Here is a 15,176-nt window from a genome sequence, read left to right as displayed (position 1 = left end):
ATCGCCACCCGCTACGACAAAACCGCTGACAGCTTCGCCGGGTTCGTCTACCTGGCATCCATCATGATCCTTTTACACTAATTGTCAATGCGCCCTAATGTTAGGTGAGCGTTTTGTTGCGGAAGCCTGCTTTGGCCGGATATCAACACCTGCTTTCCTGATGAATTCTGAGGGAGGAATCAACTGGCTGAAAGTTTCCTCCTTTATTTATCTGGAAGCGGCATCTTTTTCATTCAAGTAAAAGAATATTGTTCTACCTTGCAATACAATAGTATTACTATCGTTTTAAGGTGAGCAACTATCGTTTCTGCGCTGTTTCTTTAAAAGGAGCGGTAAAGAGGAGGCGCTCTTAGGAGAAGATTCCTCGTAGGCGCAAAGAGGCAGAAGCGGCAGAACAGACAAACCCCGACAAAAGAATTTATTACTTCCACTAAAAAAAAACAGAAGACATGAGAACTCAAACCAAAGAGTCCCAGGCAGAGCTTAACCCAGAAAAAGCTATTCAGATCTTGAAAGACGGGAATATGCGTTTCGTGAGCAACCTGAAGGTAAACCGCAACTTGTTACAGCAGGTGAACGAAACCTCGGCGGGTCAGCATCCTTTCGCCATCATTCTGAGCTGCATTGACTCGCGCACCTCGGCGGAGCTCATCTTTGACCAGGGACTGGGCGATATCTTCAGTGTGCGCATTGCGGGGAACGTGGTGAACGAAGACATTCTGGGTAGCATGGAGTTTGCCTGCAAAGTGGCCGGCGCGAAACTGGTGATGGTGCTGGGCCACTCTAACTGCGGCGCCATCAAAGGTGCCTGCGATCACGTAGAGTTGGGCAACCTGACCGGACTGGTGAAAAAGATTGCGCCTTCCGTAGACGCCGTGGACCACGCAGGAGAGCGAAATTCAAAGAATACTGAGTTTGTGGAGATGGTAGCCCAGGAAAACGTGTGGCAGATGATGCACCTCATCAAAGAGAAAAGCCCTATTCTGCACGAAATGATTGGAAACGGCGAGATCGGCATTGTAGGCGGCATGTACAATGTGGAGTCGGGCATTGTAGAGTTCTACGACGAAGCGACCGCCGAGGAGAAAATGCACCATGAATCGTCTGCCAACTAACATTAAGATAAAGGTAGAAGAGAACGTTTACCTCAAAGACCCGGAGAGTTCTGAGAAGGGCAAGCTGATCATTGAGCACGGCATCAAGCTGATGGAGGAACTGGGGCTGGAGGCCTTTACCTTCAAAAAGCTGGCAGAACGCACCGGCACCACTGAGGCCACCATTTACCGCTATTTTGAGAGCAAGCACAACCTGCTGGTCTACCTCATCTCCTGGTACTGGAGCTGGCTGGAATACCGGCTGGTGTTTGCCACCTCCAACATTGCCTCGCCGGAGGAACGGCTACGCGTCGCCATCCGGATTCTGTCGGGACGCATAGAGAACGACATGGATTTCGCGCACATTGAGGAGGTCACGCTCCAGAAGATTGTAATTGCCGAATCCGCCAAAGTCTACCTCACCAAAGCGGTGGACGAAGACAACAAGGAGGGCTTCTTCCTGAGTTACAAACGGCTGAACAAGCGCATCGTGGATATTATTCTGGAGATCAACCCGGCGTACGCGTACCCGGCTTCGTTGGTGTCTACGGTCTCGGAGAGTGCGCATTACCAGGTGTTCTACGCCAAGCACCTGCCTTCGCTCACCAACATAGACCTGCACCAGGAAAACCAGCTGGTGGACTTCCTCACCGAGATGGTCCTCCGCACCATCCAGAAGTAACGTTGTTTCCCAGGTGGTGCGGCGTCAGTGATGCGGGAGCTCAGGTTTACCTTAAAAAATACCCTTTTGCGGTCTCTGACTGCGGAAGGGTATTTTCTTTGATCATGCATTCCGTCCCCCTTGGAAGGTAGGGCCGTTAAGTTCTAAAAATATAGCTGGTTCAAGTTTGCAACTTGGACCTAAAATGAGCTGAAGTTTGTAACTTCAGTGAGCCTCGAGGCTTGAAAGATGCAGTAAGAACAATGCCTTCTCGAAAGAAACAAACCATTGAATAGAACTTAACGGCCCTGCCCTTTGAAGGGGGTAGGGGGATGAGTACTACTGCTGATTCCGGTATTTAATAACGCTAACAGAGAAGCTGCGTCTGGCTTGTTGGGGAGAACAACAACAAGCCAGACGAAAATGGTAACCGCTGTTCTTTCCCTTGGCATAAGGTTTATAGCCCGTGGTTCCCGGCGAGTCTGGAGACTCGCGCCATCCTTTGTCACGAGACCGAAGTCTCGCGCCAGTTGCATTTCTTTCTTTAATTAGAATCAGAACTCAAGACTCAGAACTCAAACTCTTCTTTTGACCTCGTCTTGGGCGCAGCTCCTGCGCGTGTCTGCATGAACTGCGTTTTGAGCCCGTTTTTCGGAAAGAGGCTTAAAAGTAGAACCTCGGCGTAGCGCAGTTTTTCAGGGGAAATGCATTCTAAAGGAGCAGGCAGGCGTTGAAACTCTCGCTTCTTTTACTGAATTGTTGAATATTTTCCCCAATTTTAGACCAATCATACCATTCAGTCGCTTTCCATGAAAAAACTCCCCTTCTTTTTCTTGCTTAGTGCCATCGTTGGCATCGCTTTCGCCTTCACGTACGGCAAAGAAGAAAAATACGCCTATCCGTTTCAGAATCCCACGCTGCCCATGGAGGCCCGGGTGGATGACCTGATGTCTCGCCTCACCCTGGAAGAAAAGGTAGCCCAGATGCTGAACGCCGCCCCGGCCATTGACCGGCTGGGCATTCCCTCTTATGACTGGTGGAACGAGGTGCTGCACGGCGTGGCCCGTACGCCCTACAAAGTGACCGTGTACCCGCAGGCTATTGGCATGGCCGCTACGTTTGACACCACTTCCCTGGCCCAGATGGCCGATTTCTCCGCCCTGGAAGGACGCGCCATCTACAACAAAGCCATACAGGAAGGGAAATCAGGGCAGCGCTACGTGGGCCTCACCTACTGGACGCCTAACATCAACATCTTCAGAGACCCGCGCTGGGGCCGTGGCCAGGAAACCTACGGCGAAGACCCGTTCCTTACCGCCATGCTGGGCCGCGCGTTTGTGCACGGTTTGCAGGGCGATGACCCCAAATACCTGAAAGCCGCCGCCTGCGCCAAGCACTACGCCGTGCACAGCGGTCCCGAGCCGGAGCGCCACGTGTTCAACGCCACCGCCACCAACTACGATCTCTGGGACACCTATTTGCCCGCCTTCCAGGAACTGGTGGTGAACGCCAAAGTAGCCGGCGTGATGTGCGCCTACAACGCGTTCCGGGGCCAGCCCTGCTGCGGTTCAGACGTGCTCATGAACGACATCCTGCGCAACCAGTGGCAGTTCACCGGCTACGTGACCTCCGACTGCTGGGCCATTGATGACTTCTTCAAGAACCACAAAACCCACCCCGATGCCGCTTCTGCCTCCGCCGACGCGGTAATGCACGGCACCGACATTGACTGCGGTACCGATGCGTACAAAGCTCTGGTGCAGGCCGTGAAAGACGGCAAAATCACCGAGCGCATGATTGATGTATCGGTGAAGCGTTTGTTCACCATCCGGTTCCGGTTGGGGATGTTTGACCCGGCCGCCATGGTGAAATACGCCCAGACCTCGCCCAACGTCATTGAAAGTGCCCCGCACAAAGCGCACTCGCTTAAAATGGCGCAGCAGTCCATCGTGTTACTTAAAAACGAGAAGAACACGCTGCCGCTCAGAAAGAACCTGAAGAAGATAGCCGTAGTGGGCCCTAACGCCGATAACCCGATTGCGGTGCTAGGGAACTACAACGGGATTCCTTCAGAGATTGTGACGGCCCTGCAAGGCATCAAAAACAAAGTGGGCGCTGGTACGCAGGTGGTGTACGAGCGCGCTTCTACCTTCACCAAAGACACCCTGCTGGTGTACACCGAGATCAAGTCGCAGCTGAGTTTTGAGGGCAAACCCGGCGTGAAGGCCGAGTACTTCAACAACATCGACCTGAAAGGACAACCGGTGGCCACGCGCCAGGAACCCGAAATCAACAACTTCTGGCAGGAGGGCGAAACCGTGGTAGGGAACATGAAAGCCTACAACTTCTCGGCCCGCTACACCACCGATTACACCGCTGCTACCACCGGTTCCATCACCTTTGAGGTAGAGGGCGATGACGGGTACCGCCTGCTGGTTGACGGCAAAGAGCAGCTCAACGCCTGGACCCGTAACCGCTGGGGCGCGAAAAGCTACAAACTAGCCACCAAAGCCGGCCAGAAATACCGCCTGGTGCTGGAATACAACCAGGATGGCGGCAAAGCCTCCATTCAGCTGCGGGCCGGTAACTTCGCGAAGTCAGACTTCAAAGCCATTGCTAACCGCGTGAAAGACGCCGATGTCATCCTGTACGTAGGTGGTATTTCGCCGCAGCTGGAAGGCGAGGAAATGAAGGTGAACGAGCCCGGCTTCAACGGCGGCGACCGTACGTCCATCCTGTTGCCCAAAGTACAGACCGATCTCATGAAAGAACTCAAAGCCACGGGCAAGCCGGTGGTGTTTGTGATGATGACCGGCAGCGCCATTGCCATGCCGTGGGAAGCCCAGAACATTCCGGCCATCGTGAACGCCTGGTACGCGGGCCAATCGGCAGGCACGGCGATCGCCGATGTGCTGTTTGGCGACTACAACCCGGCGGGCCGCTTACCGGTGACGTTCTACAAGAGCGATCAGGATTTGCCTCCGTTCGGGGATTACACCATGGACAACCGCACGTACCGTTATTTCAAAGGCCAGCCGCTGTATGGTTTCGGGCACGGCCTGAGCTACACCACCTTCACCTATGACAAACTGGACCTGCCCAAGAATAACGCGGTGAACAGCCCCGTGCAGGTGAGCGTGCGCGTGACCAACTCCGGCAAAATGGACGGCGATGAAGTGGTGCAGTTGTACCTCACGCGCCAGCAGAACGGCTATAAAACGCCTATCCGAGCCCTGAAAGGTTTCCAGCGCATTTCCCTGAAACGTGGCGAAAGCAAGGTGGTGAACTTTACCCTGCGTCCGCAAGATCTGCATCTAATTGCCGAGGACGGCACCGCCAAACATTTGCCCGGTAACGTGACCATTAGCGTAGGCGGTGCCCAACCCGATGCCGCTACCAAGAAGAGCAAGAAAACCGTGGAAGGAACGCTGGCTTTGAAATAAGCAAAGTGCCCAATTCCGTTTTCGGCTTGTTTTACGAAACGAGGGCCTAAACGAAAGAGCCGCTACCGCCAATTTTTGTTGGCGGTAGCGGCTCTTTCGTTTCATCCTATAGTTCCTATGGCTACTATGATTCCTATGGCGCGGAAGTTACTTCCGTGACTTACTTGTATCTTAAGGCACGGAAGTAACTTCCGCGCCATAGTGGGGAAATAAGTAGAAAGCTCTTTCAATAATAAGACGCCATAAGAGGTAACAACCAGGAAAGCGCTTCCAATAGAAAAGGCCGTCTCTAAAGATAGAGACGGCCTTTCTGTTTAAGGCTTTACAAATCACGCGTGTACCTCTTTCGTAGAGTCAGGATGCCCGCATGAAACGTTTAGGGCCTACTTTTTCAAAAGTTGCACCAATTGGTGGGCGGCTTCTTCTGAGGAGGCGGGGTTCTGGCCGGTGATGAGTAAACCATCCTGCACCACGTGCACGCCCCAGTCGGAGGTTTTGGAATAGTGACCGCCTTTGTTCTTCAGCTCGTCTTCCAGCAGGTACGGCACAATGTCGGTGAGGCCCACGGCTTCTTCCTCGGTGTTGGCGAAGCCGGTCACGTTTTTACCTTTCACCAGCGGTTCGCCGTTCTCGTCTTTCACGTTCAGCAAGACGGCCGGGGCATGGCACACCGCCGCCACGGGTTTCTTGCTCTTCCAGAAATCCTCAATTAGCTGCACCGACTCGGGGCTTTCAAAGAGATCCCACAATGGGCCATGGCCGCCGGGGTAGAACACCGCGTCAAACTCGGTGGCGCTTACCTCAGAAACTTTTTTGGTGTTGGCCAGCAGTTGTTGCAGCGCCTGGTCTCCTTTGAAGCGCTTGGTGGCCTCGGTCTGGTTCTCGGGCGCGTCACTTTTCGGGTCGATGGGTGGTTGGCCGCCTTTGGGCGATACCAGGGTGATGTCGGCGCCGGCGTCCTGGAACACGTAGTAGGGCGCGGCAAATTCCTCGATCCAGAAACCGGTTTTCTCGCCGGTGTTGCCTAGCTGGTCATGCGAGGTTAAAACAATCAGTATTTTCATGGGTGTTTTTCTTAAATAGGTTAAAAACTAGTCACAAGTGCCGTCAACCGAACAGGAGCCTGCGCCTTCGCCGGTGATGAGCTGGGGCTTTTCTTCGTCCCAGACTTTGTCCAGTACTTCCTGGAACAGCTCGGTGGGTTGCGCGCCAGACACGGCGTACTTGTTGTTGAACACGTAGAACGGCACGCCGCGCACGCCTACCTGCTGCGCCTCGTACATGTCTTGTTGCACCTCCTGCGCGTACGTGTCTTGTTGCAGAACTTCCCTGATCTCAGCGCCGTTCAGGCCTACTTCCTCGCCCAACTGCACCAGCGTATCCAGGTCGCCCACGTTCTGGCCCTGGGTGTAGTACGCCTCGAACAGCCGCTCCTTCATCTCGTTCTGCTTGCCGTGCTGCTTGGCCAGGTGCAGGAGGCGGTGCGCGTCAAAGGTGTTGTTGATGATGGCCTTGTCGAAATCGTACTCCAGGCCTACTTCTTTGGCCATGTCGGTCATGTAGTCGTTCATCTTCTTGCCCTCGGCGGCATCGGCTCCTTTGCGTTTGCCCAGGTACTCGTGCACCGACTGGCCCGGCACAAACTTGAGGTCGGGGTCCAGCTGGAAACTGCGCCACACCACTTCTACCTTTTCTTTGCCCTGAAAACCTTCCAGCGCCTTCTCAAACCGGCGTTTGCCTATGTAACAGAAAGGGCAAACCACATCAGACCATATCTCTACTTTCATCTTTCTCTTTTTTTCAGGTGAAACTCATGGGCAACCGCGCTGGCACATCTCCGCCGCTTCTTGGCATCGCCCGGCAAGGTCCCCTCAAATTTTATACTAAGAACCTCCCCAAATGTTCACAAGTGATAACCGATGCGCTGCTATTCAACAAGGACCCGGTCGCGTTTTAAGCCCGAAATGCGAAAAACAGGCTCTAAACGTAGATTCTGGAAGCCGACCAGCCCAGCATAACCCAAGGGTATCTTTCAGGTAACTGATGACCTGTCAAAAGTGCGTGTTCTCAGGAAGGTGCGTGGAACTGACCCGTTTTGGCAGACAGAAAGACCGATGAAGGAACAGCCCGAAGTTGCGGACGAGCATCAACTGAGTTGCCAAAATGATTTGGGAACCGAGATGCCGGACCAGTTTCGCCCTGCCTTTTATCGGTTTGCGGTTTTCAGCATCCTCTGTCATCTCTCCCGATAGGTGCAGGAGGTGCCTTGCTTGTTGCGTTTTCCGAGAGACGAGAGGCTGGCGGAGTATTCTGTTTTAAGCCCAGAATCCGGAAAAGACCCTGAAAACGGAAGGCGGAGATGGTTCAGGAGGAAATCCGTTTGAGCATGTTGCTGAAAATAAAGGCGTGAAACGGCAGCACCGAGTACCAGTACAAGCGGCCCCACACCCCCAGCGGTCGGAACGTGGCCGTCTGGTGCAGCGTCTTCCCGATGATCTTGAACTCCAGCCAGGCCTCGCCGGGTAACTTCATCTCGGCGTACAGCAGGAGGCGTTGTTCCTGTCTGTCGGCGTAGAGTACCCGCCAGAAATCCAGTGATTCGCCGGCGTGGATCATGGTGCTGTTCTTGCGGCCCCGGCGCAGGCCTACCCCCCCAAAGAGCTTGTCAATGAATCCGCGCAGTTTCCAGAGCCAGTTGGCGTAATACCACCCGTTCTGCCCACCAATGGACCAGATCTTATGCACCGATCTTTCTACCTCCTGTACCTGGGCCTGTCGTTTGTCAACGAAACAGCCAAAGGTGGGCACGGTGAGCAGCCGGGAGATGCCGCCGTACAGCACATTGCTGGATTGGGCATCTTTCCAGCTGGCTACCACGCCTTCGTTCTGAATGCGGTCAAAGGCCAGCTTGATGGCGGTGTCATAGGGCAGCAGCGTAACACCCAGGCTGTCACGGAGCTGGTTGGGCTGGCAGACTACTTCCACGCGCATGCTCTGCACCAGGTGCGAGGCCAGCGTGTACGAGGTGGAGGTGACAAAGTAAAGCCAGTAAGACGAGAGCTTGGGCGTCATGACGGGCACGGTAAGAATGGTGCGGGATAGCCCGCGCGCCTTCGCGAAGCCCAGCAGCATTTGCTTGTAGGTAAGCACCTCGGGGCCGCCTATGTCAAAGCTCTGACCGTAGAAATCTTCCTTGCCCAACACTCCTTTCAGGTATTCAATCACGTTCCGGATAGCGATGGGCTGCGATTTGGTGTTGAGCCAGCGGGGCGCAATCATGAGGGGCAGTTTCTCCACCAGATCACGCATGATCTCAAAGGAGGCGCTGCCCGAACCCAGGATGATGCCCGCCCGCAGGGTAGTCAGGTGAAACGAGGCGGAGGACAGGATCTCTTCCACTACTTTTCTGGACCGAAGGTGCTTGGAAAGCTTCTGGTCATTGATGATGCCACCCAAATAGATGACCTGTTTTGCGGCCGTTTTCTGAATTCTCTCCTTAAAATGGAAAGCCGTGGTGCGTTCCAGCCGCTCAAAATCCTCGTTCTCCGCAGACATGGAGTGGATAAGGTAGTACGCCGCGTCAATGTCCTCCGGGATGACCGCCAGAGAAGCCGGGTCCAGGAAATCGACCTCGATGACCTGCAATCTGTCTGATGCGTACTTGGAGGCATCGAACCGGTTCTTGTCCCGGACGCAGCAAACCACCTCATGGTCTTCCTTCAGCAGGGCCGGAAGCAGGCTCTGCCCAATGTATCCTGTGGTGCCGGTCAGTAAAATCTTCATATTCGGTCGCAGATAAGGCTTCACTTGGGGGAGGAGGGAACCTCTCTGGTAACCGGCCACTTGCGCTTTTGTTCTGGTATTATCCTGCCCAGCACTCCCTTTTAAGTTTAAGTTTGAAAGACAGGCAGAGCCGCAGAAAGGCCGCTGTACTCCAGCGCTGGAATGGGATACCGTTTAGCGCAGCCGTCCTGTCGCTGATCAGTATATCAGAATTTTACCATTCATAGCGCATTGTCTAGCTGGGAAGGCGATAAATATGAAAATTGTTAGGTCAATGATTAGAGAATTTGGTGCTAACTACTATTTTTGGCTGTTATACTTCAACTTTAATCTATACGTCCCCCATGATTTCAAAGAAAATCTCTTGCGTTGCTCTTTTGGCTTTGTTAGGAAGTAGTGTCCCAACTCAGGCGCAGGTCTGGAAAAATCTACAGAAAACAATAGAAGATAAAGCCAGCAAGAAAGTGGAGGACATGCTCACTGGTGGCACCAAGGCTGCGACCACTGCCACTTCGCCCTCCAAAATGGCGCTACCCGAACTGGAAGAAACGTACTCGTTCGTTCCCGGCAGAACCATCGTTTTCGCGTCGGATTTTAAAAACGATGTCAAAGGGAGAATGCCCAAACACTGGAAATCAAACAGCACGGGCAGCATCAGTTCCGTCTCTGGGGTGCCGGGGAAATGGCTCGCGCTGAACGAGAAAACAACCTATAAGATTGACAGCCTGTTGAGTACCCCCGGTAACTTTACCATTGAATTTGACCTGCTGACCAGAAGCTCAGAAGCCGCGGATATTGGCAGCATGTCGTTCGGGTTTGCCCGGGATAATTCCAACCGAAACCACATCACCGACGCGTATAATGACAATGCCATCACTGAGACGGAGTTTCATTTCCATAACCGGGAGATCACCAATTCAAGCAGCGACACCCGTATTTACAACACGATTAAGTTTCCCTTCGCCAACTACGCCAACGAGCTCCTGCACGTAGCCATCTCCGTGGAAGGCGAGAATCTGAGCGTCTACGTCAATAAGACCAAGGTGCTTGACACCAACATGTTTAAACCCAAGACAGCTAAGTATTTTTACCTGACCGCACCGTATTCCTATGATCTGGGGTCTAAAGTGTACTTCAGCAACTTTGTGATGGCCAAAAACTAAGAGGAGCCAGCCTCTTTCCGCTTCCAGTTTTTACGGGATATCCCTGACTCTTCTTCACGGAAGAGGAGTCAGGGATACCTGTTTTAGCGAGATGTAGTTTTTGTAGCACGGAGATGCAGAAAGCTGATGGCAGTCTCCAACCTGCTTCCCTATCCGGCCCACAGGAGTTGGCTAAGAACCGAAAATCTTGCGGCAGGTTTTGACTATCTGTCCATCGTAAGCTATCTGCTGGGTAGGGGATGTGCCTCTTTTACAGCAGGGCTTTATGTTTTTGGCCCCATTTTTCAAGTTCTAGGATGATGGGTTTCAACTCGTAGCCAATGGGGGTAAGTTCGTATTCTACCCGTGGGGGCACCTGAGCGTAGACTGTCCGTTTTACAAGCTTGTTCTGCTCTAATTTGCGCAGTTGCAAGGTGAGCATCCGCTCTGTGATGGTGGGCAAATGCGCCTTCAATTCCCCAAACCTGAGTTTTCCGTTTATCAACCAGGAGCAGATCACCAATCCCCACTGACCGCCAATAATGTTGGCCGCGTGCACTTCTGAGCATTCATTTGCCAAGGCTTGTTTGTTGGCGAAATTGGTGGACGTTTCTTTGACTGTAGACATCACTTACATTTTTTATAGTACCTTACAATGGGTTGTTCATGTGCAAAACGGAGAGTGCGCGCTTTATTTTTGCGTTAGACACTTCTAACGTTCCGTTCATATGAAAACATTGGTGATCGTAATCCATCCGGATATTAAGAACTCAGTTATCAATAAAAGATGGCTGGAGGAACTGACCAAGTTCCCTGACAGCTATACAGTGCATCCGTTATACGAAGTTTACCCCGATGAAAAGCTGGATGTGCTGGCCGAGCAGAAATTAGTTGAGCAACATGACAAGATTGTGTTTCAGTTTCCTTATTACTGGTTCAATTGCCCTCCGCTGTTCAAGAAGTGGTTAGATGAAGTCTTGACGCACGGCTGGGCGTACGGAAGTAAAAGTGGCTACAAGTTATCGGGGAAAAAAATTGCCCTGGCGATTTCAGTGGGAGTGGAGGAGCACGAGTACCGCCCCGGCGAGAGATACAAATACACGCTGGAAGAGCTCACCCGTCCTTTTGAACTCTCTTTTGAGTATGTAAAAGCAGACTACAGGCCCCTCTTTGCGTATTACGGCATCGAGTTAAATGCATCAGCGGAATGGGTTGAAAGAAGTGTTCCACAGTATCTGAATTTCCTGAATGCTTTATAACGGTTCTGCTTTCGTGCTGTTGGGAATATGCCGCCATAATGGTCGGCGACCCTGCAGTTGAGTGGACTTTCTAGCACGCCGGCTGATCCGGATTATAGACCTGCAAAGAAGCGCCGTTTTTCTGTGTAGCACGTCACTTCGCTTGTAAGCAAATCGTTGTTAATAGCTGGGCATTTAGTTCTCACGTCTCATCTGTCTGTTCAACAATCTGATAAAAGAAAAAAGCCACAGATCCTGCATAGGTCTGTGGCTTTTGGGTTCTAAGTGATGGGGGTTGCTGTTTTATTTCAGCGCGTAGCCAATAAAACCACCATCTACTAACAATTCTGTGCCGGTAATAAAACTGGCATCTTCTGACGTCAGGAACAACACCGCTTTGGCGATTTCGTCTGGGTTGCCCATTCTCTGCAAAGCCGTAGTAGCCGCAAACTGTTTCTTTACCTCGTCATTGGGAACTGCCTTGTCAAAGCCCTCGGTCTGCGTGGGGCCAGGGCTTACAATGTTCACTCTGATTTTTCTTTCGGCTAGTTCATTGGCGGCAATCTGGGCGATTTTATTCACCGCGCCTTTGGTGGCGGAATACACGCTGGCATGTAGTTGAGAAGTGGTGGCCACCGTGGATGACGTGAACAGCACCGATGCGCCTTCGGCCAGATGCGGAATCATTTTCTGTAAGGTGAAATAATAGCCTTTTACATTGGTGTTGAACTGGGCGTCAAAGTCGGCCTCAGTGGTTTGTTCAATGGGGGCAAAAATGGCGATTCCTGCGTTCAGGAAAAGAACGTCTACTGTACTGCCGCTTTCTGCCACTGCTTTTTCCAGAACCGAGATTCCGGCCAGGTGGGAGGTGTCTGACACTACCGTTTTCAAGTTGGGGCTGTTGATTCGTTCCGCGGCTTTCTGCAGGTTGTCGGCACTTCGGCTGGTGATCCAGACGTTCGCCCCGGCGTTGATATATGCTTTGGCGGCTGCAAATCCAATTCCTGTGCTGCCCCCGGTAATGACTACATTTTTGTTTGTGAAATTCATCTCTCTATTTGGTTAACGTTTGAGGCCCAAAACTAGAGGGATTAAATTTATTTTGGTTACTTTGTATCAAAAAGTAACTGTAACCTTTAGGTAACAAAGTAACATGAAGGAGTGCGAAGCAAAAGATTATCAACAGGCGCATAAAAAGGAGATGAGGGCTGTCCAGGATTCAATGGACGTGCTGAGCGGAAAATGGAAAATAGCTATTCTGTCCTCTATCTGCTATTACAATAAAAGGCGGTTCTCAGACATCTTGCACGATGTAGAAGGTATTTCCAACAAGATGCTGAGCAAGGAGTTAAAGGAGCTTGAAATAAATAAATTGGTCAATCGGAGCGTGATGGATACCCAACCGATCACCGTTCAATACGAACTCACAGAGCACGGTAGAACCTTGCAGACCATCATCAACCATCTAACCGCCTGGGGCATAGAACACCGGAAAAAGATTATTGGGGAATAAGGTCCGTCTTTTAGAATGGTGCGTCTGAGGCTTGCCAGCTTGAGGGCATTCAAGAAGCCAGCGCAGGGCTGCCGCAAGAATTGTTGTCGCGTAATCCGTGGTTGAGATGCTGCTGCCATCTGGAAAAGTCTATCAAACAAGGGATGCGGTGACTTTACAAGGTCTGGCTTTTCGTTCATTTGGCCTTTATCACCGGTCTCGTGTCAACAGCGCGTGAGGCCAGCGGTGGTAGTTGCTGTTGACACGAGACCGGTGTAGGAATTTTCTACCAGGGAATTTCGCCGGTTTCGGGGTTGGTTTCTTCGCTGAAGTATTTTCCCGTAGGTCCGTTCTGGTCGATCAAGGCGTATTTCACCACTCGGGCGGCGGCATCCTTTACGGTTCCGGTTCCCTGGTGAGCGTTGAAATCAGTATTGGTATACCCCGGGTCAACAGCATTTACCTTGAAGGCCGTGTCGCGCAATTCGTGGGCCAACGTAACGGTGTACATGTTCAGCGCCGATTTGGAAGATGCATACACGGCAAATTTGGCGAAGTCATAAAACCGCCAGGTGGGGTCACTTTGCAGCGACAGGGAACCGACGCTTGAACTCACGTTGACAATTCTGGGCTCCGTTGATTTCCGCAGCAGATCTACAAACGCCTGGGTGGTTCTTACCACGCCGTACACATTGGTGTCATACACGCTTTTGAACGTATCAATGGAGGCGTCTAGCGCGTTTTGCGGATTCGCGCCGTAGATGCCCGCATTGTTGATCAACACATCTAAGACCTCTGTTTTACCGCCTATTTCCAGACGTGCCGCCTCAACCGATTGCTGGTCTGTCACGTCTATCCGGATGGCTTCCACATTGGTCAGTCCTTCGGCGTGGAGGTGCCTGACTGCTTCTAACCCATTCTCCAGGGATCGGCTCCCCAGATACACATAATAGCCTTTCTGCAACAGTTGTCTCGCTGATTCAAAGCCAATGCTTTTGTTGGCTCCAGTAATAAATGCTGATTTCATTTTCGTCATGTTTTAAGGTGAACAGTGCAAAAGTGCTTCGCTCAAAAAGGAAATCATTTGCCATTTGGCAAAAAGCATCAGGTGATATTTTTCCTGATTCTGCTGAGGGAGGATTGGGTGATGCCTAGATAAGAAGCGATGTAGGCGAGCGGAATGCGGTTCACGGCATTGGGGTAGATTTCCAGGAACTTCAGGTAGCGTTCCGTGGCATCTTCGGTCACCAGGGGGCTTCTCCGTTCCACTTTCTGGATTAATGCCTTTGAAATGACTTTGTGTACAATGGTCTCCCAGCCAACAATGGTATCCAGTAACTCCTGCCACTCCTTTTTATTGAAAATGATAAGTTTACAGTCCGTTACCGCCTGCACATAAGCAGAAGAGCAAATGCCAGTGTCAAAGCTTTCTAAGTCTACCACTAGGTTGTTTTCCTCGATGAAGTATTTGGTAATTTCTTCCCCTTTGTTGTTGTAATAGCAAACCCGCATCACGCCTTCCACAACAAAGCCCACCTGTTTGGCAACTTTCCCTGCTTCAGAGAAATACGCGTCTTTGGGCAACTCCTGTTCAATTGCTTTGCTGGTGATAAGATCAATTTGCTGTTGGTTTAAATGACCGAACTGCAGAATGTAATGGAGGAATGGTTTCATGGCTGCAATTTACCCGAAGTTCTTATCCAGGGATTTGTCATTTGGCAAATAGTTCTTGGGGGGCGTTGCAGTAAGGCATAGCGGTCAGGGTAAACGGCAGCAAAACCTGATTTTGGCAGTTATAAGGAGTTAAGCTCGACTTGTTCTTTGTAGTACCCATGTACCTGTTTCCTGCTTTAGGGCTATTTTCTTGAAAACAGCCCTAAAACAGGTTCTCAGCGCAGGCGACCCCTTTTGCGTGTTCAATCACGGCCTCTCTGTTTTTAGCCTATTTTTCAGAAAACAGGCCAAAAACGGGTTCTTGGGTTGGCTACCTCTTCTCCTTGGAAACGACCTCTAGCAAGGTGTACTTCTGGCTTGCCCCATCGGCGGGCGGATTTGCCACTTTTTCCACCCTCGCCTTTAGCGTATACACAAAGCCTGCTTCGTACTGAAACCCTTCTATCTCGTTATAGAAAAGGCTCCAGTTGCTGGTGCCTATCTCATTGCCTTCCTGCACAAGATAGCAGTCCAATTCACCTACTGCCTGGCAGGCCTGTCTATAATAGTTCACCCGCAGCGTGGTGTCATAAGTGTCCATCTCCTCTTCCTTGCAAGAAGTGAATGCTAGCAGCAGGGCTGCCATAACGGTAAGGCTTTTCATGGTCAT

At 51.6% G+C, this 15,176-nt stretch carries 14 protein-coding genes; 6 read left to right on the top strand and 8 right to left on the bottom strand.

Annotated features, from left to right (window positions below):
* Window positions 1–449: 449 nt before the first annotated feature.
* The 3 genes from H7U12_RS10880 to H7U12_RS10870 all read left to right on the top strand — a co-directional run bounded on the left by H7U12_RS10880 (window position 450) and on the right by H7U12_RS10870 (window position 5,198).
* Window positions 450–1,115, top strand: coding sequence for a carbonic anhydrase family protein (locus H7U12_RS10880; protein ID WP_186637334.1), 666 nt, complete (start codon window positions 450–452; stop codon window positions 1,113–1,115).
* Window positions 1,096–1,776, top strand: a complete 681-nt coding sequence (locus H7U12_RS10875) for a TetR/AcrR family transcriptional regulator (RefSeq protein ID WP_186637331.1) — start codon at window positions 1,096–1,098, stop codon at window positions 1,774–1,776. Before H7U12_RS10880 ends, H7U12_RS10875 begins: the two co-directional genes overlap by 20 nt.
* Before the next feature lie 788 nt (window positions 1,777–2,564).
* Window positions 2,565–5,198: a glycoside hydrolase family 3 C-terminal domain-containing protein gene (locus H7U12_RS10870; RefSeq protein WP_186637330.1), complete on the top strand. Its 2,634-nt coding sequence runs from the start codon at window positions 2,565–2,567 to the stop codon at window positions 5,196–5,198.
* Between the two features lie 383 nt (window positions 5,199–5,581).
* Here H7U12_RS10870 and H7U12_RS10865 read toward each other — a convergent pair whose 3' ends face one another.
* From H7U12_RS10865 to H7U12_RS10855, 3 genes are all read right to left on the bottom strand, one after another.
* Window positions 5,582–6,262 carry a type 1 glutamine amidotransferase domain-containing protein gene (locus tag H7U12_RS10865; RefSeq protein ID WP_186637329.1) on the bottom strand — a complete coding sequence of 227 codons (681 nt, stop codon included), beginning with the start codon at window positions 6,260–6,262 and terminating at the stop codon, window positions 5,582–5,584.
* A gap of 27 nt (window positions 6,263–6,289) precedes the next feature.
* On the bottom strand, window positions 6,290–6,985 hold the full coding sequence (locus H7U12_RS10860; RefSeq protein ID WP_186637328.1) for a DsbA family oxidoreductase: 696 nt from the start codon (window positions 6,983–6,985) through the stop codon (window positions 6,290–6,292).
* A gap of 577 nt (window positions 6,986–7,562) precedes the next feature.
* Window positions 7,563–8,981, bottom strand: coding sequence for an SDR family oxidoreductase (locus H7U12_RS10855; RefSeq protein WP_186637327.1), 1,419 nt, complete (start codon window positions 8,979–8,981; stop codon window positions 7,563–7,565).
* 344 nt (window positions 8,982–9,325) lie between these two features.
* Here H7U12_RS10855 and H7U12_RS10850 point away from each other — a divergent pair, with 344 nt between their 5' ends.
* On the top strand, window positions 9,326–10,144 hold the full coding sequence (locus H7U12_RS10850) for a hypothetical protein (protein WP_186637326.1): 819 nt from the start codon (window positions 9,326–9,328) through the stop codon (window positions 10,142–10,144).
* A gap of 250 nt (window positions 10,145–10,394) precedes the next feature.
* Here H7U12_RS10850 and H7U12_RS10845 read toward each other — a convergent pair whose 3' ends face one another.
* Window positions 10,395–10,751, bottom strand: coding sequence for a winged helix-turn-helix transcriptional regulator (locus H7U12_RS10845; protein WP_186637325.1), 357 nt, complete (start codon window positions 10,749–10,751; stop codon window positions 10,395–10,397).
* 100 nt (window positions 10,752–10,851) lie between these two features.
* On the opposite strand from H7U12_RS10845, the gene H7U12_RS10840 reads away from it, so the two are divergent.
* Window positions 10,852–11,382 (top strand): NAD(P)H-dependent oxidoreductase, encoded by a 531-nt coding sequence (locus tag H7U12_RS10840; protein WP_186637322.1) that lies wholly within the window; start codon window positions 10,852–10,854, stop codon window positions 11,380–11,382.
* Window positions 11,383–11,664: 282 nt separating this feature from the next.
* Here the strand turns inward: H7U12_RS10840 and H7U12_RS10835 are convergent, their stop codons facing one another.
* The gene (locus H7U12_RS10835) at window positions 11,665–12,411 is read right to left on the bottom strand and encodes an SDR family NAD(P)-dependent oxidoreductase (protein ID WP_186637320.1); all 747 of its coding nucleotides are present in this window, start codon (window positions 12,409–12,411) and stop codon (window positions 11,665–11,667) included.
* 103 nt (window positions 12,412–12,514) lie between these two features.
* Between H7U12_RS10835 and H7U12_RS10830 the strand changes: the two genes are divergently transcribed.
* Window positions 12,515–12,874: a winged helix-turn-helix transcriptional regulator gene (locus H7U12_RS10830; protein WP_206683914.1), complete on the top strand. Its 360-nt coding sequence runs from the start codon at window positions 12,515–12,517 to the stop codon at window positions 12,872–12,874.
* A 265-nt stretch (window positions 12,875–13,139) separates the two neighbouring features.
* On the opposite strand, the gene H7U12_RS10825 is transcribed toward H7U12_RS10830, so the two are convergent.
* The 3 genes from H7U12_RS10825 to H7U12_RS10815 form a co-directional block, all read right to left on the bottom strand.
* Complete coding sequence (locus tag H7U12_RS10825) at window positions 13,140–13,880, bottom strand: SDR family NAD(P)-dependent oxidoreductase (RefSeq protein WP_186637317.1); 741 nt, start codon at window positions 13,878–13,880, stop codon at window positions 13,140–13,142.
* A gap of 77 nt (window positions 13,881–13,957) precedes the next feature.
* On the bottom strand, window positions 13,958–14,527 hold the full coding sequence (locus H7U12_RS10820; RefSeq protein ID WP_186637310.1) for a Crp/Fnr family transcriptional regulator: 570 nt from the start codon (window positions 14,525–14,527) through the stop codon (window positions 13,958–13,960).
* Window positions 14,528–14,837: 310 nt separating this feature from the next.
* Window positions 14,838–15,176, bottom strand: coding sequence for a DUF4377 domain-containing protein (locus H7U12_RS10815; RefSeq protein WP_186637307.1), 339 nt, complete (start codon window positions 15,174–15,176; stop codon window positions 14,838–14,840).

This window comes from Rufibacter sediminis (assembly GCF_014269285.1).
In the GTDB taxonomy this organism is placed as follows: Bacteria; Bacteroidota; Bacteroidia; order Cytophagales; family Hymenobacteraceae; genus Nibribacter; species Nibribacter sediminis.
The sequence above is the reverse complement of the archived record's forward strand: the minus strand, read 5'-3'. Positions and strand labels throughout refer to the sequence as shown.